The 25,478-nt window shown below is 72.9% G+C and carries 20 protein-coding genes and 1 tRNA gene; 9 read left to right on the top strand and 12 right to left on the bottom strand.

The genetic code is table 11. The features are described 5' to 3' along the window. Positions 1 to 87: 87 nt before the first annotated feature. A complete protein-coding gene (locus QYM41_RS05075) occupies positions 88 to 417 on the bottom strand; it encodes a hypothetical protein (protein ID WP_368798660.1) in 330 nt (109 codons plus the stop codon). 53 nt (positions 418 to 470) lie between these two features. On the opposite strand from QYM41_RS05075, the gene QYM41_RS05070 reads away from it, so the two are divergent. Continuing rightward, a complete protein-coding gene (locus QYM41_RS05070; protein ID WP_095650412.1) occupies positions 471 to 713 on the top strand; it encodes a hypothetical protein in 243 nt (80 codons plus the stop codon). Between the two features lie 91 nt (positions 714 to 804). On the opposite strand, the gene QYM41_RS05065 is transcribed toward QYM41_RS05070, so the two are convergent. Beyond that, complete coding sequence (locus tag QYM41_RS05065; protein ID WP_368798659.1) at positions 805 to 1,416, bottom strand: arsenate reductase/protein-tyrosine-phosphatase family protein; 612 nt, start codon at positions 1,414 to 1,416, stop codon at positions 805 to 807. Positions 1,417 to 1,750: 334 nt separating this feature from the next. On the opposite strand from QYM41_RS05065, the gene QYM41_RS05060 reads away from it, so the two are divergent. The 4 genes from QYM41_RS05060 to QYM41_RS05045 all read left to right on the top strand — a co-directional run bounded on the left by QYM41_RS05060 (position 1,751) and on the right by QYM41_RS05045 (position 9,339). Further along, positions 1,751 to 3,634 carry a GH25 family lysozyme gene (locus QYM41_RS05060; protein WP_368798657.1) on the top strand — a complete coding sequence of 628 codons (1,884 nt, stop codon included), beginning with the start codon at positions 1,751 to 1,753 and terminating at the stop codon, positions 3,632 to 3,634. Continuing rightward, positions 3,631 to 4,812 (top strand): CAP domain-containing protein, encoded by a 1,182-nt coding sequence (locus QYM41_RS05055; RefSeq protein WP_368798656.1) that lies wholly within the window; start codon positions 3,631 to 3,633, stop codon positions 4,810 to 4,812. Before QYM41_RS05060 ends, QYM41_RS05055 begins: the two co-directional genes overlap by 4 nt. A gap of 638 nt (positions 4,813 to 5,450) precedes the next feature. After that, positions 5,451 to 7,883, top strand: coding sequence for a bifunctional polysaccharide deacetylase/glycosyltransferase family 2 protein (locus QYM41_RS05050; RefSeq protein WP_368798655.1), 2,433 nt, complete (start codon positions 5,451 to 5,453; stop codon positions 7,881 to 7,883). Next, on the top strand, positions 7,870 to 9,339 hold the full coding sequence (locus tag QYM41_RS05045; RefSeq protein ID WP_368798654.1) for an acyltransferase family protein: 1,470 nt from the start codon (positions 7,870 to 7,872) through the stop codon (positions 9,337 to 9,339). The genes QYM41_RS05050 and QYM41_RS05045 overlap by 14 nt, the downstream gene beginning before the upstream one ends. On the opposite strand, the gene QYM41_RS05040 is transcribed toward QYM41_RS05045, so the two are convergent. The 6 genes from QYM41_RS05040 to QYM41_RS05015 form a co-directional block, all read right to left on the bottom strand. Beyond that, a complete protein-coding gene (locus QYM41_RS05040; protein WP_368798653.1) occupies positions 9,305 to 10,159 on the bottom strand; it encodes a chitinase in 855 nt (284 codons plus the stop codon). The genes QYM41_RS05045 and QYM41_RS05040 overlap by 35 nt on opposite strands. A 230-nt stretch (positions 10,160 to 10,389) precedes the next feature. Then, positions 10,390 to 11,373 (bottom strand): ribose-phosphate diphosphokinase, encoded by a 984-nt coding sequence (locus tag QYM41_RS05035; RefSeq protein WP_368798652.1) that lies wholly within the window; start codon positions 11,371 to 11,373, stop codon positions 10,390 to 10,392. Between the two features lie 2 nt (positions 11,374 to 11,375). Further along, entirely contained in the window at positions 11,376 to 12,911 is a 1,536-nt protein-coding gene (gene glmU, locus QYM41_RS05030) for a bifunctional UDP-N-acetylglucosamine diphosphorylase/glucosamine-1-phosphate N-acetyltransferase GlmU (protein WP_368798651.1), read from the bottom strand. 143 nt (positions 12,912 to 13,054) lie between these two features. Next, positions 13,055 to 13,127, bottom strand: a tRNA-Gln gene (locus QYM41_RS05025). A gap of 62 nt (positions 13,128 to 13,189) precedes the next feature. After that, the gene (locus QYM41_RS05020) at positions 13,190 to 13,957 is read right to left on the bottom strand and encodes a hypothetical protein (RefSeq protein WP_368798650.1); all 768 of its coding nucleotides are present in this window, start codon (positions 13,955 to 13,957) and stop codon (positions 13,190 to 13,192) included. Positions 13,958 to 14,250: 293 nt separating this feature from the next. Further along, positions 14,251 to 15,084 (bottom strand): calcium-binding protein, encoded by an 834-nt coding sequence (locus QYM41_RS05015; RefSeq protein ID WP_368798649.1) that lies wholly within the window; start codon positions 15,082 to 15,084, stop codon positions 14,251 to 14,253. Between the two features lie 663 nt (positions 15,085 to 15,747). Here QYM41_RS05015 and QYM41_RS05010 point away from each other — a divergent pair. Continuing rightward, on the top strand, positions 15,748 to 17,589 hold the full coding sequence (locus QYM41_RS05010; RefSeq protein ID WP_368798648.1) for an ABC-F family ATP-binding cassette domain-containing protein: 1,842 nt from the start codon (positions 15,748 to 15,750) through the stop codon (positions 17,587 to 17,589). A gap of 28 nt (positions 17,590 to 17,617) precedes the next feature. Continuing rightward, positions 17,618 to 18,802 carry a phosphotransferase gene (locus QYM41_RS05005; protein ID WP_368798647.1) on the top strand — a complete coding sequence of 395 codons (1,185 nt, stop codon included), beginning with the start codon at positions 17,618 to 17,620 and terminating at the stop codon, positions 18,800 to 18,802. Between the two features lie 20 nt (positions 18,803 to 18,822). On the opposite strand, the gene QYM41_RS05000 is transcribed toward QYM41_RS05005, so the two are convergent. Both QYM41_RS05000 and QYM41_RS04995 read right to left on the bottom strand, forming a co-directional pair. Next, on the bottom strand, positions 18,823 to 19,203 hold the full coding sequence (locus tag QYM41_RS05000; protein WP_368798646.1) for a DUF1304 family protein: 381 nt from the start codon (positions 19,201 to 19,203) through the stop codon (positions 18,823 to 18,825). A 92-nt stretch (positions 19,204 to 19,295) separates the two neighbouring features. After that, a complete protein-coding gene (locus QYM41_RS04995) occupies positions 19,296 to 20,552 on the bottom strand; it encodes a ScyD/ScyE family protein (protein ID WP_368798645.1) in 1,257 nt (418 codons plus the stop codon). 215 nt (positions 20,553 to 20,767) lie between these two features. Between QYM41_RS04995 and QYM41_RS04990 the strand changes: the two genes are divergently transcribed. Next, a complete protein-coding gene (locus QYM41_RS04990) occupies positions 20,768 to 22,465 on the top strand; it encodes a hypothetical protein (RefSeq protein WP_368798644.1) in 1,698 nt (565 codons plus the stop codon). Positions 22,466 to 22,468: 3 nt separating this feature from the next. Here the strand turns inward: QYM41_RS04990 and QYM41_RS04985 are convergent, their stop codons facing one another. Together QYM41_RS04985 and QYM41_RS04980 are read right to left on the bottom strand one after the other, a co-directional pair. Beyond that, a complete protein-coding gene (locus tag QYM41_RS04985) occupies positions 22,469 to 22,915 on the bottom strand; it encodes an FAD synthase family protein (protein ID WP_368798643.1) in 447 nt (148 codons plus the stop codon). Positions 22,916 to 23,082: 167 nt separating this feature from the next. Further along, positions 23,083 to 24,345: an acyltransferase family protein gene (locus tag QYM41_RS04980; RefSeq protein ID WP_368798642.1), complete on the bottom strand. Its 1,263-nt coding sequence runs from the start codon at positions 24,343 to 24,345 to the stop codon at positions 23,083 to 23,085. 393 nt (positions 24,346 to 24,738) lie between these two features. Here QYM41_RS04980 and QYM41_RS04975 point away from each other — a divergent pair, with 393 nt between their 5' ends. Further along, complete coding sequence (locus tag QYM41_RS04975; RefSeq protein WP_368798641.1) at positions 24,739 to 25,452, top strand: hypothetical protein; 714 nt, start codon at positions 24,739 to 24,741, stop codon at positions 25,450 to 25,452. Positions 25,453 to 25,478 lie beyond the last annotated feature (26 nt).

The following is a 25,478-nucleotide window of genomic DNA, read 5'->3' as shown; positions in this document are numbered from 1 at the left end:
TGGTCATCGCCCACGTGACCGGGAACGGGTTCTCCTCGCAGGCGTGGCCGACCTGGGCTCCATTAAGGAACCGGTCCCGTTCATCGGTCAAGCAGCGAACAGGCGTGTGACGTGCCCGTTCGTCCTTCTCGTCACCAGCCCGCGGCGGCGGAGCGCGCCCATCATGGCGGTTGGCGTCAATTTCATCTTGACACGCCCGGGGCGGTCCGGCACACTGGAGAAATGGAGGTTCGGGGATCCGCGCGGAAGCACGGCATCGACGACGCCGACATCGAGCACGCGTGGGTAAATGCGATCCGTCTGGTCGAGTACGAGTACCAGGGCGAAGACCGCCTCCTGGTCATCGGGCCCGACCAACACGGCAGGCTCCTCGAGCTGGTCGCCGTACCAGCCGGAGAACCGACGAGGATCATCCACGCCGATCTGCTCAGACCGAAGTTCTACGACTATTTGAGATGAGGTGGAATTCCATGGATATCGCAACCGCGCACGACCGCACAGGACTGGACGAGCTCGACGTGTCGTCGCACCCCGCTCGTGACGCCGTGCACTTCCGGCGCATCCTGGCCGCTCGGCAGCACATCACCGAGGCGGAGAACGAACTGCGGGAGGCGGTGAAGGCCGCCCGTGCGGCCGGCGACTCCTGGGCCTTGATCGGTTCCGCTCTCGACACGACGCGCCAAGCGGCCCAGCAGAGGTTCGGTCAGGACTGAACGTCCGCGCGGTCGGTGCAGGACTCCCCGCCCCACAAGGCGCCCCACCCGGGTGGAACAGGCACCCGCGCAAAACACACCTGACGCAGTACTACTCTGCCACCGGCGCGGGCTCCGCGTAGCGGCGTTCGAAGGCGAGGATCGCGTCCGTGGCCTCGAACAACTCGTCCGCCATCTGCTGGAGCACAGCGTCCTCCTGGCGGTAGGGGTCGATCACGTCGTTGCGCTCGGGGTGGCGCACCGGCACCCGCTGCCGCAGCCGCGGCGCCTGCTGGACCAGCCAGGCCCAGCGCTCGGCACGGTCGGACGGCACCGCGCGGTCGAGCTCCGGGTCGGTGGAGAGGTACTGCAGGATCCGGGCGAACTCCCGCAGGGTGAAGACCTTCTTCAGCAGCCGCGGTGACTGCTGGAGCACCGGCTGGGTGTGCTCCCGGGCCATCACGAGCACCAGGTCGATGTCCTTCAGCACGTCCGGGGTGACCTGCCGGGCCCGGTGCGCGGCGGCGGCCTCCAGGCCGCGGTCCTGGGCCAGCCTGCCCACCCGGTGCTCGAAGCCCTCGTCCACCAGCGCGTGCATCCCGGCGCTCGTCACCTCGAAGCCGCCGGGCGAGATCTCGTTGAGGCCGTGGTCGAGCTCGACCGCCGCCATGGGCGAGCGGCACACGTTGCCCGTGCAGACCGTCAGGATGCGCGTGGGGGCCATGGTTCTCCTCTGGGGGGGTCGAGTCCGGTTCATCGTATCCGGCACCGGGTCCTGAGCTGGGTCTTCACCCGACCACCGGGATCGCGCCGCCGACGGGACCCGCGCCGCGCCGGGTCCCGTCGTCGTCGTTCCCCGGCACGCCTCCCCCGCAACGCACCCAGCGGACAGAATCACTACGGCCAGAGATGTACGGGTGCGTAACACGGCCCATCGTTATTGATTATTTATGCAAACGCGCCTTTATACTCGTCGTGGCTCTGAGGATCTTCCCCCCATCCCGATGGCCTTGCACGAGTCGTTCCCCCAACGATCCATGCGAGTTAGGCGTTCCAGCGTGAAAGCACCCCCCCGACTGACGCTGCCTGCCGCCCTCACGGCGGCGGTGCTGGCCATCACCACCCTGACCCCGGTCGCGGCTCTGGAAGAGGCTGCCACCACCCGATCCACCACCCTCTCCGAGGAGCGCGAGGGCAACCTGGTCTCCCAGCTCGTGGAGTCCGAGGGCGAGGTCGTCTCCACCCTCGTGGACGGGACCACCGGCGAGGCCGTGCTCCCCGACCCGGAGCAGGCGGGCACCCAGCCGGCCGCCGGCGACCCCCTCGGCGGGGCCGTGCTGGGTCAGTGGGCCAAGTCCGACCGGCACTTCGAGCAGCTGGCCGCGAACTCCGCCCGCACCGCCGCGGAGCTCGCCGGGGAGTCCGACGACGACGCCGACGACGCTGCCGCCGACGACGTCGACCCCGCGGCCGAGGCCGGCGCCGGGGTCGCCTCGGCCTCCGCCCTCGGTGCTGCCGCCTCCTGGGCCCCGAGCGGCATCAAGGGCACGGACGTCTCCAACTGGCAGCCGTCCCTGAACTGGTCGAGCCTGTGGAACCAGGGCTCCCGCTTCGCCTACGTGAAGTCCTCCGAGGGCGACAGCATCCGCAACAGCCTGTTCACCCAGCAGTACGCCGGGGCGGGGGCCGTGGGCATGTACCGCGGCGGCTACCACTTCGCGATCCCCACCCGGGACTCCTCCGGCGCCAAGCAGGCCGACTACTTCCTGGCCAACGGCGGCGGCTGGTCCGCGGACGGCAGGACCCTGCCCGGGCTGCTCGACATCGAGAACAACCCGTACCCCTCCCTCTACGGCAACGCCTGCTACGGCTTCTCCCCGTCCGAGATGGTGCGCTGGATCCGCGACTTCTCCGACCGGTACAAGTCCCGCACCGGGCGGCTGCCGGCGATCTACACGAACTACTACTGGTGGCGGGACTGCACGGGCAACTCCAGCGCCTTCAACGACCACCCCATGCACATCGCCGCGTACGAGACCGCGGCCCCCACGGTGCCCAGCGCCTGGTCCACCTACGACTTCTGGCAGTACACCGACGCCGGCTTCGCCGAGCAGATCGACGCCAACGTCTACCGCGGCAGCGCCACGCAGCTGCGGGACCTGGCCCGCAACGCCTCCTACAAGCCCCTCGGCGGACGGGCCCCGGCCAGCGCACCGGCGACCCCCACCGAGGTGGCCCCCGCCGGGTACGTGGTCAAGGGCGCCATCGGCAACCAGTACCGGGCCCTCGGCGGCTCCTCGGTCTTCGGCACCCCCACCGGCAACGAGCGCGGCGGCCTGCTGAACGGCGGCGTCCTGCAGGGCTTCTCCAAGAAGCAGACCTTCTACTGGACCTCCTCCACCGGGGCGTGGCCCGTGAACTTCAACGGCGCCATCGGCCGCAAGTTCGCCGCGAACCGTTGGGAGAACGGCTACGGCTACCCCACCACGCGTGAGGCCGGCGGGCTCGTGAACGGCGGCGCCTACCAGGTGTTCCGCAAGGGCCGCGACGTGACCAAGGTGCTGTGGAGCCCCGCCACCGGCGCCGTGCCGGTCCGGGAGACCAGCGGGATCGGCGGGGCGTGGAAGCGGGCCGGCCACGAGCGCGGCTACGGCTACCCCGTCACCTCCGAGCGCGGCGGGCTGCTCTACGGCGGCGCCTACCAGGTGTTCCGCAACGGCAGCAGGGTCTACCGCATCCTGTGGAGCTCCTCCTCCGGCGCCCACGCGGTGCAGGAGAACGGCGCGATCGGCCGCGAGTGGATCGCCGCCGGCTCCGAGCGAGGCTACGGCTACCCGACGACCAACGAGTACCGGTACGGCTCCGAGATCCGCCAGCGGTTCTCGAAGAACTTCACCGTGCACTACTCGACCACCACGAAGAGGACCTGGGTGACCCGATGAGCCACGCCAAGCACCGCGCCCCGGCGCGCACCCGCACCCCCGGCCCCCTGACACTCACCGCGGCGGCCCTCGCCCTGGCGGTCCCCGCCACCGGGATCCTCACGGCGGCCCCCGCCGCCGCGGCGTCCTCGGACATCGTCACGGTCTCCTCGAGCACCCGCTCGGCCGACGCCCAGCAGCTGCTGGAGCTGATCAACGCCCACCGCAAGTCCAAGGGCCTCGCCCCCGTGAAGTACTCCGCCACCGTCTCGGGGATCGCCCAGGGCGAGTCCGACCGGCTGGTCCGCGAGGAGGTCATCGACCACACCGACACGTTCCTGAAGGACTCCCGGGCCGCCGGCTGGAACGCCGCGGGCGAGATCCACGCGGTCTCGTGGCAGGGCCGGGTGAGCGACCTGATGACCTGGTGGAAGAACTCGAAAGCGCACAACAAGGTGCTCACCGATCCGGACATGACCGTCATCGGCATCGGCCTGACCTACGCGGACGGCTCGCTGGCCGAGTCCAAGCAGGGCTGGCGACTGGTGGGCACGGTCGCCTCCTACGGCTACCCGGACGGCAAGGGTCCGGCGGACGCGCGCACCACGGTGGGCACGGCCCCCGCGCCGGCTCCCGCGCCCAAGCCCACCCCGACCACCGCGCCGATCACCTCGGTGGACTACGCGGTGCGCGGGGCCATCGGCCGGCAGTACCACGCGATGGGCGGGGCCTCCGTGTTCGGGGCCCCGACCGGCAACGAGCGCGGCGGGCTGCTCTACGGCGGCGCCCTCCAGGGCTTCGCGAACAAGCACACCTTCTACTGGAGCTCCGGCACCGGGGCGTGGCCGGTGAACTTCAACGGCGCCATCGGCCGCAAGTTCGCCGCCCACCGCTGGGAGAACGGCTTCGGCTACCCCACCACCCGGGAGATCACCGGGCTCACCGGCGGCGGCGCCTACCAGGTCTTCCGCAAGGGCACCGCCGTGCACAAGGTCCTGTGGAGCCCCCGGACCGGGGCGAAGGTCGTGAAGGAGTCCGGTGCCATCGGCCAGCGGTGGAAGGCCGCCGGGGCCGAGCGCGGCTACGGCTACCCGGTCACCGACGAGTACCGCTACGGCTCGGAGGTCCGCCAGCGGTTCTCCAACGGCTACACCGTGCACTGGTCCTCGATCACCAAGCGGAACTGGGTCACCCGCTGACCCAGTTCGTACCACCCCATCCGCACCACCTCATCCGCACCACCCGCACAGCGCCCGGCCGGGCTCCCCGGCCGGGCACTGTGCCGTCCGCGGGTGCAGTGCCGTCCGCGGGGGCTCCGCCGTCTGCTGGTGCTGCTCCGTCCGCTGGTGCTGCGCTGACCCCGGGACGGTGCTGTCCGCCGGTGTTCCTCCGGTCCCCGGCATCGGTGTCCCCCGAGAGGTGGTCTGGGCCGGCCCGGCTTCTCGCCTCCCCGTGGCAGCACGTGCACGTGTCCGCAGGTCAGCCTGTAGTCCAGGTCACCTTCGTGACAGACCGTGACTGTGTTCTCTCCAGCAAATCTGTGAATGTGCCGCTGGGCGCGTGGTCTTTTCCGGGGACAGCCCGCCGGAACGACTGTCCCCCAACGCGTCCACGTTCCCGTTCATTAAGTACCAACGCGTAATCAACAAACCTGCAGTCCTGCATCTTTGCATTCGCACTTTGATGCATGCCGATGCGCTGGGTTCCTGTGACGGTGTATTTGCACCTGTGACAGCCGGGTTCCGGCTTGGCAGGCTGACCCGGTCGGCACGTCCGGGGGGACGCGCCGGCCGGTCCGTCGAGGGGGCGGACCGCCGACCGGGGGAACGAGCGTGCCGTGGACGATGCCTTTGACGACCGACGACCACCGCGCCGCGGGCGCGCCGCACGGAATCCGCGCACGGAGCGCGGCGGCAGCACCGAGCTCAGCGGAAGCACCGAGCGCACCGGGAGCGCCGCCTCCCCGCCGGTCTTCTTCGACCCCAGCGGCAAGCGCTGGTACCGCATTCTCGCCACCCTCGTGGTGCTGGTGGCGCTCGTGGCCGGAGCCGTCTCCTGGATCCTGCCGCAGGCACTCGCCCAGCCGTGGGAGCGTCCGCTGCACCAGGAAAGCAGCTACCCCCGCGAGCTGATCGCCACCGGCGACGCGGAGAACATCCCGCTGCTCGGGGACGCCTCCAACCCGTTCAGCCGGATCGGGCTCGTGGAGCAGACCGACGCCGGGACGGTGCTGCGCAGCCCGTTCAGCGACGAGGTCTTCCAGGTGCTCACTGACGAGGAGCGCGAGCTCGTCGGGGACAGCCCCTACGCCATGGAGCGCTTCGGGCAGCTGCCCGAGAAGCAGCTCATGCTCACCTTCGACGACGGACCGGACGCCGCCTTCACCGGCCAGATCCTCGACGTGCTCTCGGCCGAGGGCGTGCCGGCCACGTTCTTCGGGGTCGGCACCAACGTCGTCGAGCACCCCGACCTCTTCCGCCGGATCATCCGGGAGGGGCACATGGTGGGCAACCACACCATGACGCACACCACGGTCTGGGACGACGAGCGGCGCAACCGGGAGGAGCTCATCGGCACCGACCGGGCCATGCGCTCGATCGGCGGCTACGCGACGCACCTGTTCCGTCTGCCCACCGGCGACCCCGACAACAAGGCCCTGCCCATCCTCGAGGCCCAGCAGCTGGGCTACCTGCACGTGGACTTCGACTACGACACCCTGGACTGGCAGGCCACGCCCGGGGCGACCGTCGACCTGCCCGAGCTCGACGGCGCGGGCCACATCGTGCTGATGCACGACGGCGGCGGGGACCGCACCGCCACCGTGGCCGCGCTGAAAGAGCTGATTACCAAGGCCAAGGCCGAGGGCTACACGTTCTCCACCCTCGCCCCCGTGGTCCCCGAGCAGTATTTGCCGGTGGCGAGCATCGACCCCGTCCTGGCCGACGACGCCACCGCCCTGGCCGTGGCCGGTCTCACCGTGGCCCCGGACGTGGTGATGGGCTGGCTGTTCTGGTTCGGCATCGGATCCCTGACCCTGATGTCCGCCCTGTACGTGGTGCTGGCCCTGATCGGCCACCGCCGCCAGTCCCGCCGCGCCTGGCCCGAGCCGCCCGAGGACGAGCTGCCGCTGGTCTCGGTGGTCCTGCCGGTGTTCAACGAGGAGCCGGTCATCGCCCGCACCCTGGCCGCCCTGCGCGCCAGCGACTACCCGAACCTGGAGGTCATCGCGGTCGACGACGGCTCCACCGACCGCACCCTGGCCGTCCTGGAGGCCACCGCCGCCGACTGGCCGGCGCTGAGCGTGCTCACCCAGCCCAACAGCGGCAAGTCCATCGCCTCCAACCACGGGATCATGGCCGCCCGCGGGGAGATCGTGGTGACCCTCGACGGGGACACGCTCTTCGAGCCCCAGACCGTGCGGATGTTCGCCCGCCATTTCATGGCCCCTCCGGGCCGGCGTCCCGTGGGGGCCGTGGCCGGGCACGTGAAGGTCGGCAACCGCCGCGGCCTGCTGACCATGTGGCAGTCCCTGGAGTACATCTCCGGGATCTGCGTGACCCGCATGGCCGAGGGCGTGGCCGGGGCCATCTCCATCGTCCCCGGCGCGTGCGCGGCCTGGCGCAAGGAGGCCCTGCAGGCCGCCGGCGGCTACTCCCACGACACCCTCGCCGAGGACGCCGACCTCACCATGACCCTGCAGAGGCTCGGCTGGGCCGTGGTCCAGGAGAACCGGGCCGTGGCCTGGACCGAGGCGCCCATGACCGTGCGCGGGCTCGCCAAGCAACGGCTGCGCTGGACCTACGGCAACCTCCAGGCGCTGTGGAAGCACGCCGGGATGCTCTTCCGCCCCCGCTACGGGGCACTGGGCATGGTCGCCCTGCCCTACACCCTGCTGGCCACGCTCGTGCCGCTGGTGTTCCTGCCCCTGACCGTGCTCATGGCGGTGATCAACCTCGCCGCCGGCAACTGGCAGCCCATCGCCGCCTTCGCGGCCTTTGTGCTGGCCATCCACGCGATCATCTGCGTGCTCGCCATCCGCATGGTCGGCGAGTCCTGGACCCACCTGCTGGTGGTCCCCGTCTACCGGCTCATCTACGAGCCCCTGCGCGCCTACCTGCTCTACGCCTCGCTGCTGCAGGCGCTGAAGGGGAAGATGATCGGCTGGTACAAGCCCGAGCGCACCAACAGCGTCCTCGATCTGGCCCCCGCGGCGGACCCCGCCGAGCGCACGGCTCCGTGGCAGGAGGGCCGGCGCGGTGAGCGGGTCTGAGGTCCGCCGGGACCGGTACCTGGACCTGCTCCGCTCGATCGCGCTGGTCCGCGTGGTCGCCTACCACACGTTCTCCGGCGCCGTCTTCAGTCTCCTGTTCCCGGCGATGGGCGTGATGTTCGCCCTCGCCGGGGCCCTGATGGCCCGGTCCCTGACCCGGCCCGCGGGCACGGTGCTGCGCTCCCGTGCCCGCCGGGTGCTGGTGCCGCTGTGGGTGTACGCCGCCACGGTCCTGGTCCTGCTGCTGGCGCAGGGCTGGTCCCCCGGTGCGGAGGGCTCCTGGGGGCAGCTCATCCTGTGGTTCGTCCCGATCGGCGACCCGGTCCTGCCCGAGAGCGCCGGGTCCGGCCTGGTGGACCCCACGTGGCCGGTGCAGGCCGGGGAGATCCTCTGGTACGTGCGCACCTACGTCTGGTTCATGCTCCTCTCGCCGCTGCTGCTGCGGGCGTTCCGGGCCCGTCCGTGGCCGGTGCTGCTCGCCCCGCTGGCCCTCAGCGGGGTGCTCGCCCTCGGCCTGCTGCCGCTGCCGTCCTGGGCCGAGGCTCCGGTGACGGACGCCGCGACCTACGGCTCCTGTTGGGTCCTGGGCTTCGCCCACCAGAGCGGGGCGCTGCGCCGGATCCCCCGCGGGGTCGTCCTGGCGGCCGGGCCAGCGGTGATGGGCCTGGGCCTGTGGTGGGCGGCCGGGCACCTCGGCGAGGCGGGCTGGGACCTCAACGAGATCCCGCTCGCCCAGGCCCTGTGGTCGCTCGGCTTCTGCGCCGTGCTGCTGCGGATCTCCCCGGTGTGGCAGGAGCTGCCCCGGCCGCTGCGCTTCCTGGACGGCGCCGTGACCCTGCTCAACGCCCGGGCCATGACCGTCTACCTGTGGCACAACCTGCTGCTGGTGCTCACCGTGCTGCTCGTGGACCTGCTGTGGCGCAGCGACGCCCTGTCCACGGCCGTGCCCGGCCTGCTGGAGAGCCCGTGGCTGTCCTTCGTCCTGGTCTGGCCGCTGCTCGGTGCCGTGATCCTGGCCGTGGGCTGGGCGGAGGACCTCGCCGCAGGCCGGCCGCCGCGCCTCTGGCCGGTGCACCCGGCCCGCGCCTCGGCTCCGGCTGCGCCCCCGACCCCGGGTGCTCCCGGGGCCACGGGTCGCACTGCTGCTCCGGGCCCTGCCACTCCCCCGGCCACGGGTCGCACTGCTGCTCCGGGACCGCTGCACGCCCCGGGCCCTGCCACTCCCCCGGCCACGGGTCGCGCTGCCGCTCCGGGACCGCTGCACGCCGAGGCTCCGGCACTCGCGCCGGGTGCCGCCGCGGTCCCGGCGCCGGGTCCTGCTCCGGCGACGGTTGCGGCGCCGGCCCGTCCCGGCGGGGGCGCCCCCGTCCGGTCCTGGCTCTACCCGCGCTCGGTGCGGGAGGCGAGCGCACGCCCCGCGGTCAGCCCGAGAAGCCCTCACTCAGGACTCGGGTGAACTCCCCGGGCTCCTGCTCGAGTCCACTGCAGAAGTCGTTGGCCTCGGCCGGGTCCCCGTCCTCGGCGGTGCAGGCCCGGTCCCGGTTCAGCGACCAGTAGGAGAGCCGGCCCACGCCCTGCTCCCGGGCGAAGCCGGCGAGCTCGGCGGCGGCGTCCAGGTCCAGGACCTCGCCAGGGACGTCGTTGACCCCGATCATGGGCGTGAGCCCGATCCGGTTCCACATCTGCTCGGCGGACAGCTCCTGGCCCGCGGCCGCCCACACCCCGGTCAGCTGGGCGTGCCCCGCGCGGGCCGCCTCCTCGGAGGCCTCCACCATGGACTGCCCCTCGGCGCGGCTCTCGCTGTAGTTCATGGTCATGAGGTTCACGCCTGCCACGTCCACCCCGGCGGCCAGCGTCCGGGCTACCACGTCCAGGGAGTCGTCGTCCAGGCCCTGCGGGGACACGGGCAGCGTGAGCCACACCGCCGGCGGCTCGTCGCGCTCCTCCTGGAGCTGCGCCAGGGCCGCGGCGCGGCGGTCGTGGGCCTGCGGGTCGCCGAGGTCGTCGTTCTCGACGTCGAGGTCCATGGTGCTCACCCCGTAGCGGTCCAGCACGGCCGCGTACGCTTCCCGCAGCCGCTCCGGGTCGGTGCACACGGTGGCGAGCTCCTCCCGGGCGGCCCCGCCGAAGGAGATCACCACCTCCCCGCCCTGCTCCCGCAGGGACGCGATCTGCTCCTCCATCCGCAGCGTGGACTCCGCCTCCTCGAGCCCGTAGTAGCCGCCCCACGAGGGCGTGCAGGGCTCCTCCGGATCGGCCACCACGAAGCCGAGCACCGTGTGGGTCTGCCCGGCGGCCTCCGTGCCGAAGTCGAAGTACGGGTAGGCCGTGGCGTTGACGTATCCGCCGAACCAGGGCTCGTTCAGGTCTTGGCCGCAGCCGGTGAGCGCGAGGCCGGCGACGCCCAGCAGCGCCAGCGGCCGCCGCCGGCGCCGGATCTGCGCCGAGCAGCCCCCCGCCGGGCGGCGGGGGGCTGCGTCGTCGTCGTCGGTGCTGTGCAGGGGGATCAGGACCTGCCGTTGAAGAGGCTGGTCACGGAGCCGTCCTCGAAGACCTCCTGGATGGCCCGGGCGATGAGCGGGGCGATGGAGAGGACCGTGAGGTTCTCGAACTGGTGCTCCGGGGGCACGGGCAGGGTGTCCGTGACGACCACCTCGATGGCCCCGCACGTGGACAGCCGCTCCACGGCCGGGTCGGAGAACACCGCGTGGGTCGCGGCGATGATGACGTCCTTGGCGCCCTTCTCGCGCAGCACCTGCACGGCGCCGGAGATGGTTCCGCCCGTGTCGATCATGTCGTCGATCAGCACGCAGGTGCGGCCCTCGATCTGGCCCACGACCTCCTTGGAGGTCGCCTGGTTGGGCCGGGTGATGTCACGGGTCTTGTGCACGAACGCCAGCGGGCACCCGCCCAGCAGCTCGGTCCACTGCTCGGCCACGCGCACGCGCCCGGTGTCCGGGGAGACCACGGTGACGTTGTCGACGTCGACGACGGAGCGCACGTGCTCCGCCAGCAGCGGGATGGCCATCAGGTGGTCGACCGGGCCGTCGAAGAAGCCCTGGATCTGCGCGGTGTGCAGGTCCACGGACATCAGCCGGTCCGCGCCGGCGGTCTTGTAGAGGTCCGAGATCAGGCGGGCCGAGATGGGCTCGCGGCCGCGGTGCTTCTTGTCCTGCCGGGCGTAGGGGTAGAACGGGGACACCACGGTGATCGACTTCGCGGAGGCCCGCTTGAGCGAGTCGATCATCAGCAGCTGCTCCATGATCCACTGGTTGATCGGGGCCGGGTGGGACTGGATGAGGAAGGCGTCCGTGCCGCGCACCGACTCCCCGAACCGCACGTAGGTCTCGCCGTTGGCGAAGTCGTAGGCGTCGGTGGGGATCAGCTCCGTGCCCAGCTCCGCGGCGATGCGCTCGGCGAGCTCCGGGTGGGCCCGTCCCGAGACCAGGACCAGCTGCTTGGCACCTGCGTTGGTGATGGCTGTGGTCATTGTTACTCGCTCTCCTCGGTGGTGTCCCCAGTGGTCTCCGCGGTGGTGTGCGCGGCCGTGCCGGCCGCGCCGTTGCCCAGGGCGCGCGCGGCGGCCTCGGCCGCGGCGGTGCCGGGGCGGTGCTCCACGACCCAGTTCTCGACGACCCGCTGCGCCCCCTCGGTCAGGGCCAGCGCCCCGGGCGGCACGTCCTTGCGGATCGTGGTGCCCGCCCCGGAGTACGCGCCGTCCCCGACGTGCACGGGCGCCACGTACATGTTGTCCGAACCCATCCGGACGTGGTCGCCGATCACGGTGCGGTGCTTGCGCACGCCGTCGTAGTTGACGAAGACCGAGGCCGCCCCGATGTTGGAGTGCTCGCCGATCGTGGCGTCCCCCACGTAGGACAGGTGCGGGACCTTCGAGCCGGTGCCGATCCGGGAGTTCTTGGTCTCCACGAACGTGCCGATCTTGCCCTCGTCCGCCAGCACCGTGCCGGGGCGCAGGTAGGAGAAGGGACCCACGCTGGCGCGGGGGCCGATCACGGAGCCGGAGCCGTGCGTGCGCACCACGTGGGCGCCCGGGCCGACCTCCACGTCGGTGAGGGTGGTGTCCGGGCCGATCACGGCGTCCTCGCCCACCCGGGTGGCCCCGTGCAGCTGGGTGCCCGGCAGGATCGTGGCGTCCGCGGCGATGCGCACCTGCACGTCGATCCAGGTGCTGGCGGGGTCCACCACGGTCACGCCGTTGCGCATGTGGTCCTCGAGCACCCGGCGGTTGAGGTGGGCGCCGAGCTGGGCGAGCTGCACGCGGTCGTTGGCGCCCTCCACCTCCCAGCGGTCCTCGATCTTCAGCGCGTCCACCGCGTGGCCGGCCTCGCGGGCCAGCAGCGGGACGTCGGTCAGGTACATCTCGCCCTGGGCGTTGTCCGAGGTGACCTTCGCGAGGCTGTCCCGCAGCACGGCGGCGTCGAAGGCGAAGATGCCGGAGTTGATCTCGGCAACCGCGAGCTCGGCCTCGGTGGCGTCCTTGGCCTCCTTGATCTCGCGGAACGAGCCGTCGGCGTCCCGCAGGATCCGGCCGTAGCCGCCGGGCTGCTCGTGGTCCGCGGTCAGCACGGTCACCGCGTTGGCCCGCTCCTCGTGGTGGGCGACCAGCCGCCGCAGGACCTCCGGGGTCAGCAGCGGGACGTCGCCGTAGGTGACCACCACGGTGCCGGTCAGCAGCTCCTGGGAGTCGAGCGCCTCCACGGCCACCTGGACGGCGCGGCCGGTGCCGGGGACCTCGTCCTGGTCCACGATCAGCGCCTCGGGGTCCTCCTCCAGCACGTGCGGGGCCACCAGGTCCCGCTCGAAGCGCACCACCGCGGCCAGCCGCTGCGGGTGCAGGCTCCGGGCGGCCACCAGGCAGTGCCCCACCATGGAACGACCCCCGATCCGGTGCAGGATCTTGGGGGTCTTGGACTTCATGCGCGTGCCCTTGCCGGCGGCCAGGACGATGACGGCGGCGGGCCCGGCGGCCGGCCCCGGACGGTGCGCGGGGGTCTGGGGGGTGCTCACGGCGGGATGCAGCTCCTCGGTCGTCGGTCGTGGGAGAGGAGCCGGTGGGCTCACCGGCTCCGGCTCCGTTCCGTCTCACTGGCACTCGGGCTCGTCGGCTCGGCAGGACGCGAGCTTCCGGGCTGTCTGGCGGGATGCGGACGTTCCGCCTCTAGGACTCGAACCTAGACTCCACGGCTCCAAAGGCCGGGGTGCTGCCGATTACACCAAGGCGGAGCACCGCCGTGGAACGGCAGTGGTGCACGCAGTGCACAGGCAGTCACCCTACCACTCGGGGGTCAGGCCTCCGCCGCCCCCGGGCGCCCCAGGACCACGATGATCCGGGCCTGGGCGGCCGCCTCCCGCAGCTCCGGGACGGCGGCGAACAGGTCCTCCACGGTGTCCTCGTCCACCCCCGAGATGATCAGCGGGGCGAGGTCCAGCAGGGGCCGCATCCGCTCGAACGCGGCGGCCGGCCCCTCCCCCGCCTCCGAGGACGCGGCGACGTTCCAGGCCACGGACGCGAGGTAGTGCGGGTCCACGTCCAGGGTGCCCGCCGCGCGGGCCTGCTCCAGGAACTGGACCAGCTCCACCTCGTCCGCGGTGGCGCCCTCCGTCTCGAGGATCAGGTGCACCTGGTGGGCCGAGGCGGCCTCGGCGAGCGCGGCGAGCATGGAGTAGATCCGGTCCTCGCTGCGGCCCCGCCCGCCCACGCCGGCCCGGGGCACCACGAGGTATTCGGCGCCCACGCCGGCGGCCAGCGAGAGGTGGTCGTCCAGGACCGCGATGACGCCCTCGTCCGGGATGTCCTGGTCGATCGAGATGTCCGCCCGGAGCATCAAGGGGTCGGCCCCCGCCCCGCGCAGGGCCTCGCCGACCTGCCGCTGCGGCACCGAGCCCAGGTGGCGCCCGACCAGCTGGCCGGGTCCGGCCGGGATCTCCACCGGTCCGGGGTGCTCCGTCACGGTCCGGACGGCGGTCTCCAGGTCCTTGACGCCGTCCAGCCGGGTGCCCAGGGGACGCGTGCTCGGGGTCGCGGAGGATCGCTCCGCAGGGTTCTGCTCCATGGCCTCATGGTCTCATCCACGCTTGTGTCGCCGCTGAGAAATTTCTGATCGCACACCCCCTGCCCACCCGCCGAGCGCCCACATCCCTGAGCCCCGACACACCGAGTCCCCAGTCCTGTCGCGCATCCCCAGGATTGTTCGTGGGGAAACGCGACAGGACGGGGGACTCGGTGGGCCGCCCTCGTGACGGGTGGGGGCTCGGCGGATCAGCTGCCGGTGGCGGCGGTGCCTCACGAGCGCGCGAGCCCCGCCGCCACCGCCGCACTGCACTGCACTGCGCTACGCTGCACCCGTCATGCCGTGACGGAGGGAGCCACGAACCTCCTGATCTCGCAGTTGAGCACGGTGTCACCGCCGTCGGCCTCGCAGTTGTCGAAGCCCTGCTCGCCGTTCAGGTAGTCGTTGAAGGCCACTCGGTCCACCCCCTTCAGGATGTCGTTGCCGGGGCCGCCGTAGTGCCGGTCCTTCCCCGCCTCTCCGTGGAGCCTGTCCCGCCCGGCGTCGCCGTAGAGGGTGTCGTCCCCGGCGCTGCCGTAGAGGGTGTCGTCGCCGTCCTGCCCGCGCAGGATGTCGTTGCCTTCCTGACCCGTGAGTCGGTCGTTGTCCGTTCCGCCCAGCAGGTGGTCGTTGCCGGTTCCGCCGTACAGGTGGTCGATGCCGGCCTGACCCAGCAGGACATCGTTCCCGCTGCCACCGAGCAGGTAGTCGGTGCCCGCCCCGCCGTCCAGGTGGTCGTGGCCCGCCCGGCCCCGCAGGGTGTCGTTGCCGTCCTGTCCGTGGACGACGTCCCTGGCGGTCCCGCCGTGGACCACGTCGTTGCCCGACCCGGCCACCACGACCGACGGCCGGCTCACGGCGGACAGGTTCACGGTGTCGTTGCCGCTGCCGGTGTCCACCCGGACGGACGAGACGCCCGCGGCGGCACACCGGATGGTGGTGCTGCTCAACCTGCGGCACTGGTTCCCGGCCACCACGGAGTCCCCGGTGTCCGTGACCCGGTAGTAGGCCCTCCCTCCCTGCACGTAGGGCGTCACGGTGATGGCGTTGTTCTTGCCCGGGCTGGCCGCGATCTTCAGGACGCCGTTCTGCACCGCCACTCCGGTGCTCACGGCCTGGGCCGGTGCCATCCCCACGACGAGCGTGGACCCGGCCAGGACTCCGGCCGCAAGGACTCCGGCGAGCCGCCGGCGCGACGATCCCCGGTCCCCCGCTCCATCCGGACAGGGTCGTGCCGCGCCGGACTGCTGTGATGGTTCCATGGTGGTGCCTCCGCATGTGCTGGTCTTCCCTGCGGCGCCTCGTGACGCCATCTACAGGATGCGGAGTCATGCATTCACGAAGCGTCCACCCCCGGCATGAGGAATCGGCTACATCCGCGGATGTCTGCCCGGATAGTGACCGCCCGCGCCTTCCCAGCCCGCCCCGCTCCGCCGAGCCCCCAATTGCCTCCCGTGTCCCCACGAATTTTCCTGGGGAAACGCGACCGGACTGGGGACTCGACGCGCCAGAAGGCTGAGCGTTGGGGGCTCGACGCGAGGGAGCCCGAGAAGTTGGGGACTCGGCGCGCCAAGGGCCCGGTGATGGGGACTCGACGCGCCAGAGGCGTCCGGACTGGGGACTCGACGCGCCAGAAGGCTGAGCGCTGGGGGCTCGACGCGCCAGAGGCCCGCGAGGCTGGGGACTCGGCGGGCCACGCGTCCGGAGGGTGGGGGCTCGGCGCGCCAGGGGCGAGGAACCCGGGGCTCGGCGGAGCGGGTCGGGGCGGGTGGGCACGCGAGTACCCTTGACGGGTGGCACATCTACTCGGCGGCGAGAACCTGCACCTGGAATTCCCCACCAAGACGGTCTTCGACTCCGTCAGCCTCGGCATCGACGAGGGCGACCGGATCGGCATCGTGGGCCGCAACGGCGACGGCAAGTCCACGCTCATGAAGCTGCTCGCCGGACGCCTGAAGCCGGACGGGGGCCGGGTGACCGTGCGCTCGGGCGTGCGGATCGGCATGCTCGACCAGGCCGACGTGCTGGACCCGGAGCTGACCGTGGGGCACGCCGTCGTCGGCGACCGCGAGGAGCACGAGTGGGCCGGGGACGCGAAGGTACGGGACGTGATCTCGGGGCTGGTCAAGGACCTCGACTGGGACGCGAAGCTGGGTGAGCTCTCCGGCGGGCAGAAGCGCCGAGTGGCGCTCGCCGCCCTGCTGGCCGGGGACTGGGACGTGATCTTCCTGGACGAGCCCACCAACCACCTGGACGTGGACGGCATCACCTGGCTGGCCCGTCACCTCGGCAGCCGCTGGCCGAAGAACCAGGGCGGCCTGGCCGTGGTCACCCACGACCGGTGGTTCCTGGACGCCGTGTGCACCGACACGTGGGAGGTGCACGACCGGATGGTGGAGCCCTTCGAGGGCGGCTACGCGGCGTACGTCCTGCAGCGGGTGGAGCGGGACCGGCAGGCCGCCACCGTGGAGTCGAAGCGACAGAACCTCATGAAGAAGGAGCTGGCGTGGCTGCGCCGCGGCGCTCCGGCCCGCACGGCCAAGCCGAAGTTCCGGATCGAGGCCGCGAACCAGCTGATCAACGACGTCCCCCCGCCGCGCGACACCGTGGCCCTGTCCCAGCTGGCGGTCTCCCGGCTGGGCAAGGACGTGGTGGACCTGGAGAAGGTCTCCGTCTCCTACCCCACCGAGGACGACGGCCCGCGGGAGGTGCTCCGGGACGTCACGTGGCTGATCGCCCCCGGCGAGCGCACCGGCATCCTGGGCGTCAACGGCGCGGGCAAGTCCACGCTGCTGGGCCTGGTCACGGGCGAGGTGCAGCCCACGAGCGGGCGGGTCAAGCGCGGGAAGACCGTGAAGATCGCGACCCTGACCCAGCAGCTCTCCGAGCTGGAGGACGTGGCCGAGGACCGGGTCTCGGACGTGGTCGCGTCCAAGCGCAGCACCTACCTCGCGGACGGCAAGGAGATGACCCCGGGCCAGCTCCTGGAGCGCCTGGGCTTCACCAACGAGCAGCTCGCCACCCCGGTCAAGGACCTCTCCGGCGGGCAGAAGCGGCGGCTGCAGCTGCTGATGATCCTGCTCGACGAGCCGAACGTGCTGATCCTCGACGAGCCCTCCAACGACCTCGACACCGACATGCTCGCGGCCATGGAGGACCTCCTCGACACCTGGCCCGGAACGCTGCTGGTGGTCTCCCACGACCGCTATCTCCTGGAGCGGGTCACCGACCAGCAGTACGCCGTGATCGACGGCCGCTTCCGGCACCTGCCGAGGGGCGTGGAGCAGTACCTGGAGCTCGCCTCCCAGTCCCGCACCGGCACCGCCGTCGGCTCCGCGAGCGCGTCCAATCCTCTGGCGGCCACGGGGGCGGCCTCTTCCCCCGGGACGACGGCGGAGGACGGGCCGAAGCTCTCCGGCGCGCAGGCCCGGGCCGCGCAGAAGGAGGTGGGCTCGATCGAGCGGAAGCTGGAGAAGCTCGCCGCCAAGGTCGACTCCCTGCACGCGGAGATGGCGGCGCACGACCAGTCCGACTACACCGGTCTGGGCGAGATCACCGCCCGGCTGAACGCCGTCCAGGACGAGATCGAGGAGCTCGAGCTGCGCTGGCTCGAACTGTCCGAGGACCTGGTCTAGACCGGTGACGGGCCCGGAACAGCGGGCCGTGGCACTGCTCTCGGGCGCGGGCATGGGCCCGGTCCTGGAGGAGGCGCTGGCCGGGATGTCCGTGCAGCGCTGGACCCGGCGGCGGGTCCACCACCGCCCCGGTGCGGGGGTCACCGCGGTCTTCGACGTCGTGGCCCGGGACGGCGCGCGGCCCACCGCCGAGGTGGTCTGCGTGAGCACCGCCTCCCCGCCCGCCGGCGCGTTCCCGGGCGCGGTGCGCAGCCGGCACTCGGGTTTGGAGCTCGTCGCGTGGCGGCACCCGGCGGACCCGTGGCTGCCCGGTCTGGTCTGGGCGTCCTCGCCCGGGGAGGTGGGGCGGGAGGTGTTCGCCGCGGACGTGCCCGCCGAGCTCACCGAGGTCTCCTACCGGCCCACCCGCCGGGCGGTGCTGCGGGCGGTCCACGGGTCCCGGGTGCGCTATCTCAAGGTGCTGCGGCAGGGCCGGGCCGCGGCGCTGCACGCCCGGCACCGGATGCTCCTGGAGGCGGGGCTGCCCGTGCCGGCGCCCTGCGGCGAGCCGGTCCGGGACGTGGTGGTGCTCCGGCAGCTGCCCGGCGCCCCGCTGGCCGCGTCCGTGCGGGACGACGGCGCGGCCGCCCTGCGCCCCGAGCACGTGCTCGCGCTGCTCGACGCCCTGCCCGCCACCGTGCTCCAGCTGCCCTCCCGCCCGTCCTGGACGGACCGGATCCTGGACTACGGGCACGCGGCCGCGGTGGCCCTGCCCGAGGAGCACGCGCGGATCGAGCGGCTCGCCGCGGCGATCGAGCACGCCCGCCGGGACACGGACCCCGGCCCCACCGTTCCGGCGCACGGGGACCTCTACGAGGCCAACCTGCTCGTGGGCGCGGACACCCGCGGGCGGTTCGGGCCGCTGTCGGGGCTGCTGGACGTGGACGCCGTGGGCCCCGGCCACCGCGTGGACGACCTCGCCTGCCTGGCGGCCCACCTCGCGGTCCTGCCCACGGTCCACGGCCGCTACACGCAGGCCCCGGCGGCCGTGGCGCGCCTGCTCGCCGGGTTCGACGACGTCGTGGACCCGGCGGCCCTGCGGGTGCGCTGCGCAGGGGTGGCCCTGTCCCTGGTGGCCGGCGCCCGCCGCTCCGGCGGCCCACCCGACCGGGCCCGGCGCCGCCTGGAGGTCGCCGAGCGGTTCCTGAGCGAGGGCGCCCGCTCCCCGCGGTAGCCGGCCGGCACCCACAGGTGTCACCCCCAGAGGACGTAGGCCACGACGGCGATCAGCGGCGGCACCCCTTCCATCAGCGCGTTGCGCCACAGGCGGCGCTCGACGAACGGGAACAGCACAGCCAGCAGGATGTGGCTTCCGCAGCCGAAGAGCACCAGGGCGCGTCCCGCCGCGTCCGCGCCGGTGTTCAGCAGGATTAGCCCCGCGGCGATGCCGGCTGCGAAGCACAGGTTGTAGAGGCCGATGAAGATCACCCACAGCCGCACGGCCGGCACGTCCTCCGGGCGGATGAGCGTGAAGGAGTACGTCCGTGGATCGCGGTGGAAGAAGACCTCCAGCACGAAGGCGAAGGCGAGCCCGGCCACGGTGACGCCGGCGGCGATCTGGCTGAGCAGGTTCATCGGAGTGCCCTCGGTTCCCTGGACGGAACGCCCGACGGCGGTGGCCGGATCGCGTTGTGCTACCGCCGTCGGGCGTTCCGCACGGATCTCTCCTACTGGTCGTCGGCCGGGGCCGGGACCTCCACGCGGTAGGCGTCGGAGAAGTCCAGCTCCCAGACCGCTCCGCCGCCCACGGCACCGAACGGGTTCTGCGGACCCGCCGGGATGCCCTCGGCCGGGGCCACGCTGTTCACGGAGGCGTAGACCTCGCCGTGCCGTCCGGTGGCGAGACCGGCGGGCAGGGGGACGTCAATCGCGTATCGCGGGGCGTCCTCATGGTGCCGGTGCACGACCACCACCTGGCCGGGGACCTCCCCCGGGGTCGGCGGCGCCTCCGCCGCCGGGGTCTCCCCCGGAGGCATGGGCGGCGTGAGCCCGAACAGCTGCGAGACGTACAGGTGGCCGCGGTCCACGGCCACACCGGTCACCGCGGTGAAGCCGTCCCAGCGGTCCAGCTCGGTGCCGTCCGCGTCGAACTGCACGACCGAGGCCTCCCCGGGACGCTCCGAGCCCAGACCGCCCACGAACACGTTGCCGTGCGGGTCGGCGGTCAGGGACGTCGGCACGAACTCGGCCGGGCCCTGGGGGTCGTCCGTCCCGTCCGGTAGGGCCGTGGTCGGCCACGCGGCCCACGCGGTGATCTCGTACTCCGGCGGGGCGTCATCCGTCGCGGTGGAGAAGTCCGGCTCGATCTTCCACACCGTGTTGGCGGCGGCGTCAGCCACGAGCGCGTAGCCGTCCGGCGACGCCTCGTCGTCCTCGTCCACGTAGAGCACCGCGTACGGGTTCGAGTCGATCTGGGCGCCGTCCGGGTTGAGCTCCTCCTCGGCCGCCTGCAGATCGGCGTAGGAGACCAGGTACTTCTCCCCGTTCTCCTCGGTGCCGGCCACGAGCATCGCCCCACCGCGGGCCGTGAACACCGAGAGGTCGAGCCGCTCGGGGTCGTAGCCCGCCACGATGTACTGCCCCGCCACGTCCGTGGCGTCGGCGCCACCGGGTCCCTCCGCGAAGCTCCCGTCCGGCGCCGCCACGGACAGCACGCCCTCCACCACGGTCGTCACCGTGGGGGTGTCCCGTCCCGGGTCCTCGATGAGGGTGACGGCGGCGCTCGGTCCCGCGCACCGGGCACCGACGCACTCGGTGCCGCCGCGGCCCGCCTCGGCCACGACCAGGTCGCCGTCCTGGTCCCGGTTGAGCTGGCGCGGGTTGTCGAGGCCCTCCGCGACCACGCGCGGCCCCGGCGGGTCCTCGTCGCCGTGCGCGAGCGCCGCCGGCAGCGGCCCCGCGAACACCACGACTGCCGCGGCCACTCCTGCTCCGAGTCTCTGTCCTGACATGACCCACCCCCGATCGGATCCGCCGCGCCCTCCGCACGACAGCCTCAGGCTAGGACCGCGGCCCCCGCCCCACCAGCGACGATCCGCAACCGTGACCAGCTCTACACCTACGCGCTGGTACACGGCGGGCGGCCGTCACACTGGCCCGTTCCTTGACTCCGTCCCGGCCCGGGCGTGGACTCGGGAGCATGGAGACCCAGCCGGTGCCCCGCACCTCGCCCGTCCCGTTCCTCCGCCGCCTACCCACCCTGCTGAGCCTGCTGGCCCTGCTGGCCCTGGCCCTCACGGGCGCCCTGCTCACCGCCCCCGCCGCCGGGGCCGCCGAGATCCGCGGCGAGGACACCGTGGTGGTCGCGGCCGACGAGGTCGTGGACGACGACCTGTACGTGACCGGCGGGGACGTGGTGGTCGACGGCACCGTGCGCGGCGACCTGCTGGTCGCCGGCGGGACCGTGACGATCAACGGCACAGTCGAGGGGGACCTCATGGCCGCGGCCCAGACCGTGGTGATCGAGGGCACCGTGGGCGACGACGCCCGCGTGGCCTCCCAGGTGCTCCTCCTCGGCGAGGGGGCCCGGGTGACCGACGACCTGGTCACCGCCGGCTACAGCATCGAGACCCGCCCGGGGGCCGAGATCGGCGGGGACGTGCTCCTCGGCGCCTACCAGGCCCAGCTGGCCGGCACGGTCGAGGGCGACGTGACCGCCGGGGCCGCCGCGCTCGCCCTGGCCGGGGCGATCGGCGGGGACGTGCAGGCGGACGTGGGCTCCGCCGACGAGGTCGGGGCCGCGTGGGCGCCCACGACCGGTGTGGCCGTGCCCCGGGTGGACCCGGGCCTGACCCTCACCGACGGCGCGCGCCTCGACGGGGACCTGTCCTACCGGTCCGGGACAGAGGCGACGATCGCCCCGGGCGCCGAGATCGCCGGGCAGGTCGACTACGAGCAGGTGGTGGTCGAGGACGAGGCGGTCGCACCCGCCGGTCCGCTCGCCCTGCTGATCGACGGTCTGCGCCTGTTCGTGACGCTGTTCCTGGTCGGGCTGCTCGCCCTGTGGCTGATGCCCCGGGCCACCCGCGGCGCCGCGGGCGTGCTCCGCGCCCGTCCCTGGCTCAGCCTGGGCTGGGGCGCGCTGGCGGTCGCGGGAACGGCGGTCGCCCTGTTCGCCGTGCTGGTCGTGGCCGTCCTGCTGGCCATCGCCCTGGGATGGCTGACCCTCGGCGGGCTGGCGGCCGCGGTCGTGACCACCGGCGTGGTCCTCGACCTCGTGCTGGTCCTGGTCCTGGTGCTCGCCGTGGCCCTGCTGGCACCGGTCGTGGTCAGCTTCACCGCGGGCGGTCTGCTGCTGCGGGACCGGGACCCGGCACGCTTCGGCAAGCGTGTGCTCGCCCTGGCCCTCGGCCTGCTGATCTACGTGCTGCTGCGGGCCGTGCCCTTCCTGGGTGCCGTCGTCGCGCTGCTCGTGGCGCTGTTCGGCGTGGGCGCCCTGGTGGTGTGGGCCTGGGACGCCGCGCGCCGCGGCCGGGCCCGCCGGCGCGCGGACCGGGACGACCACCCCGGCGCACCCGGCGCCGCGGCGGCCGGCGACCCGCGGCACACCGGCACCTGGGCGGGGACCGCCGGGTCGGTGGGCCGGGGCCCTGCCGGTCCGGGCCACGGCGCCCCGGCGGGGCCGCCCCGGTGGGGCCCGCCCTCGGAGCAGCCGGCCCAGGGGCGACCCGGCCCCGGGCTCTCCCCGCAGGACCACCCGCAGGGGCCGAGGTCGCCGCAGGGACCTCGGGCCCAGGGCTCCTCGCCGGCACCGCCGGAGGGGTCCTCGCACCCGACACGGCCGCCTTGGTCCGGGGAGGACCCCGGGCGCCGACTCCCCCCGGAGCCGCCGCGCTGATCCTCAGGCCACCGGCAGCGAGAGCACCTCGAGGGCGGCGCGCAGCTTCGTGGAGGACGTGTGCACCGTGTACGGGAAGTACACGACCTCCACGCCCACCGCCGCGAACTCCCGCTCGAGCCGCTCGCCCTTCGGGGTGCCGCGCCAGTCGTCGCCCTTGAAGAAGACGTCGAAGCGCAGCTGCTCCCAGGTGTCCAGCTTGTCCAGCAGCACCTCGGCGTGGACCTGGTCCACGTAGCGGATGTGCTCCACGATCTCCATCCGCTCGCGCAGGGAGACCACCGGCCGGTGGCCCTTGGTGATCTCGATCAGGTCGTCCGAGACCACGCCGGCGATCAGGTGGTCGCAGTGCTGCTTCGCCTGGCGCAGGATGTTCAGGTGCCCCACGTGGAACAGGTCGAACGCCCCGGCCGCGTACCCCACGCGCGGTGCCTGCTTGTCGGTGCTCATGTCAGTCATTCCCCCCTCGGAATCCTGCCGGGGCCTCCTGTGCCCCGGCCCGGTGGACCGCCCCGGCCACGCCGGGAGTCCCTCTCGGTCTGCTCGCCGCGGGCCCCGGAAGGCGCGCGGCGGAAATCTGTGGGCCCGTCCGCCCGGAGCGGACGGACGGGCGCGGCTCACCCGGACGGCTGCCCTGCCGGCTGCTCCGCGGGCTGACCCGTCGGCTGTCCCGAGGGCTGCCCGGACGCGCGCTGCCCGCGCGGCTGCCCCGCCGGCTCTCCGGACGGGCGGCCTGCCGACTGCCCGGCCGGCTGCCCGGCCGGCTGTCCTGCCGGCTGCCCTGCCGGCTGCGAGGCCGGGACGGGGACGGCCGTGCCCGTGGCGCTCCGGCCGGCGCGGCGGCGGTGGTTCCAGCGGGCCACCGGCTCCTCGACGAACCACCAGCAGGCGATGCCCGCGGCAGTGCCGGCCAGCACGCGCAGGGCCACCCCGGCCGGGCCGGGCAGCTCGCCGACCAGGGCGGTCAGTGCGTGCCCGGTGCCCACGTGGAGCAGGTAGATGCTGTAGCTGGCCAGTCCCAGCAGCTGGACCGGCGTCCACCGCATCACCGCCAAGGCCCGGGTGCCGAGCCGGCCGGTGGGCCCGTGCAGGCCCCAGAGCACCACCAGGCAGGCCGCGACCGCCTGCGCCGAGTAGCGCACGGTCTCACGGAAGAGCTCGTCGCGGATCAGCAGCGACCCCAGGTAGAGCAGCACGGCCAGCACCAGGACCCGGTCCCGGCCCCACCACGGCGGGGCGCCGGCCGCGCCCTCCCGGGTGACGCGGGCGTACCAGACCGCGGCGAGCACCCCGATGGCGATGGCCTCGAGCCGGGTGTCCGTGCCGAAGTAGATCCGGTCCGCGCTCGCCCCGCCCAGGTGCAGGGCCGCCCGCGCGCCCGCCGAGGCGAGCGCGGCGGTCCCGGCGAGGACGGCCAGCGCGGTGGCCGGGCGGCGCCGGCCCACCAGCAGCAGCCAGATCAGTGCGAACGCCACGTAGAACTGCTCCTCGATGGACAGGCTCCACACCACGATGGAGCCGGGCAGGACGTCCACCTGGGAGTCCGTGTAGCGCCAGTTGAAGAAGAAGAAGACCTGCCCCAGGACGTCCCCGGGGTTCAGCGGCCGCACCAGCCAGGCGTACAGGGCGGTGGGCAGCACCAGGGCCACGAGCAGCGGCGGGGCGAGCTTGAGGGCCCGCCGGCGGTAGAACCCGCCGATGTCGAAGCCGCCGGTGCGGCGGTGCTCCTTGAGCACCAGGTGCGTGATGATGAAGCCGGAGATGACGAAGAAGATCGTCACCCCGCTGCCGCCCGGCACCAGCTCCAGCCCGGCGTGCGCGAGCACCACCAGCATGACCGCGGCGGCGCGCATCGCGTCCAGGTGCGCGAACTGCCGCACGGGCAGCCGCGTCCTCCGGCGCCGGCGCGCCCCTGCCGATCCCGGTGTCTCCCCCGCCACATCGTCCCCCTACGTTCGCCGGACGCCGCGCTCCCCCCGAGCCGCGGCCGTCCCGTGCTGCGTCCGGAGCCCCCGTTTGCTTCAGGGAACTCCGGTGATCGCCTCACCCTACTGCGGAGAAACCCGCGTTTGCATCCGAAAAGGATGGCCACAAAAGGGGACATCCCGATCCGTTCCCGATCGTTAACCCCGGGGTTAGACTCCATGCGATCCAATGAATCCGGACGGGGGGTCGTCCGGGAGGCTGCGGGGGTCCCTCGACCCACGACCCGCGGCGGATCACCGCGGCGCCGGCTGTTCGGCGCCGGAAGTTCAGATCTGGGGGGAGCTGACATGATCCTTGACCTGTCGTGCGCATCGAGCACTCGAGGTCCCACTGTCCGAACGGCGCACCGGGTGCTCGGCGGGCTCGTGCTCGCCGGGCTGCTGGCCGGCTGCGGAGCCGGCGGCGCCGGCGACGACCCGGCGGCCGAGGCCCTGGAGGCCAACACCGTGGTGGAGCTGGAGACGCCGCAGGAGGTCCGCGCCAAGGACCTGCCCTCGGCGGAGCCCGTGGCCGCCGACGCCCCGGAGGTCGAGCAGATCCAGGCGGCGCTCGAGGTCCACGAGGCCTTCGTCCCCTCGGACGAGCCGGCCCCGGAGAACCCGGGCAACCCGCAGTCCTCCGCGGAGCTCGACGCCGGGGAGGAGCCCGCCGAGCTGGACCCGGCCGCCGTCGCGGTGGCCCAGGAGTCCGCCGCCGGCGCCGCGCTCCAGGAGATCCTCGCGTCCCTGGCCGAGTACGAGCACCAGGGCTGGGAGCAACGCGGGACGCCCGTCGTCGTCGGCGAACCCGTCTCCGCCCCACTGCCCACGGACGAGGGCGAGGCCGTGCGCGTGACGGTCTGCCTCGACTCCTCCGCGGTCACCGTGGTGGACCGTGCCGGCGTGGTCGTCAGCGGCCCGCAGAAGGGCCGGAAGGCCCTGCACAACTACGACCTCTTCCGTCAGCCCGGCGAGTCCTGGCAAGTCGTCCAGCACGGCTTCCCCGACGACCCGACCTGCTGACCCGTCCGCACGAACCTGTTGAGGAA

The organism is Kocuria oxytropis, assembly GCF_040981195.1.
GTDB lineage: Bacteria > Actinomycetota > Actinomycetes > Actinomycetales > Micrococcaceae > Kocuria > Kocuria oxytropis.
The sequence above is the reverse complement of the archived record's forward strand: the minus strand, read 5'-3'. Positions and strand labels throughout refer to the sequence as shown.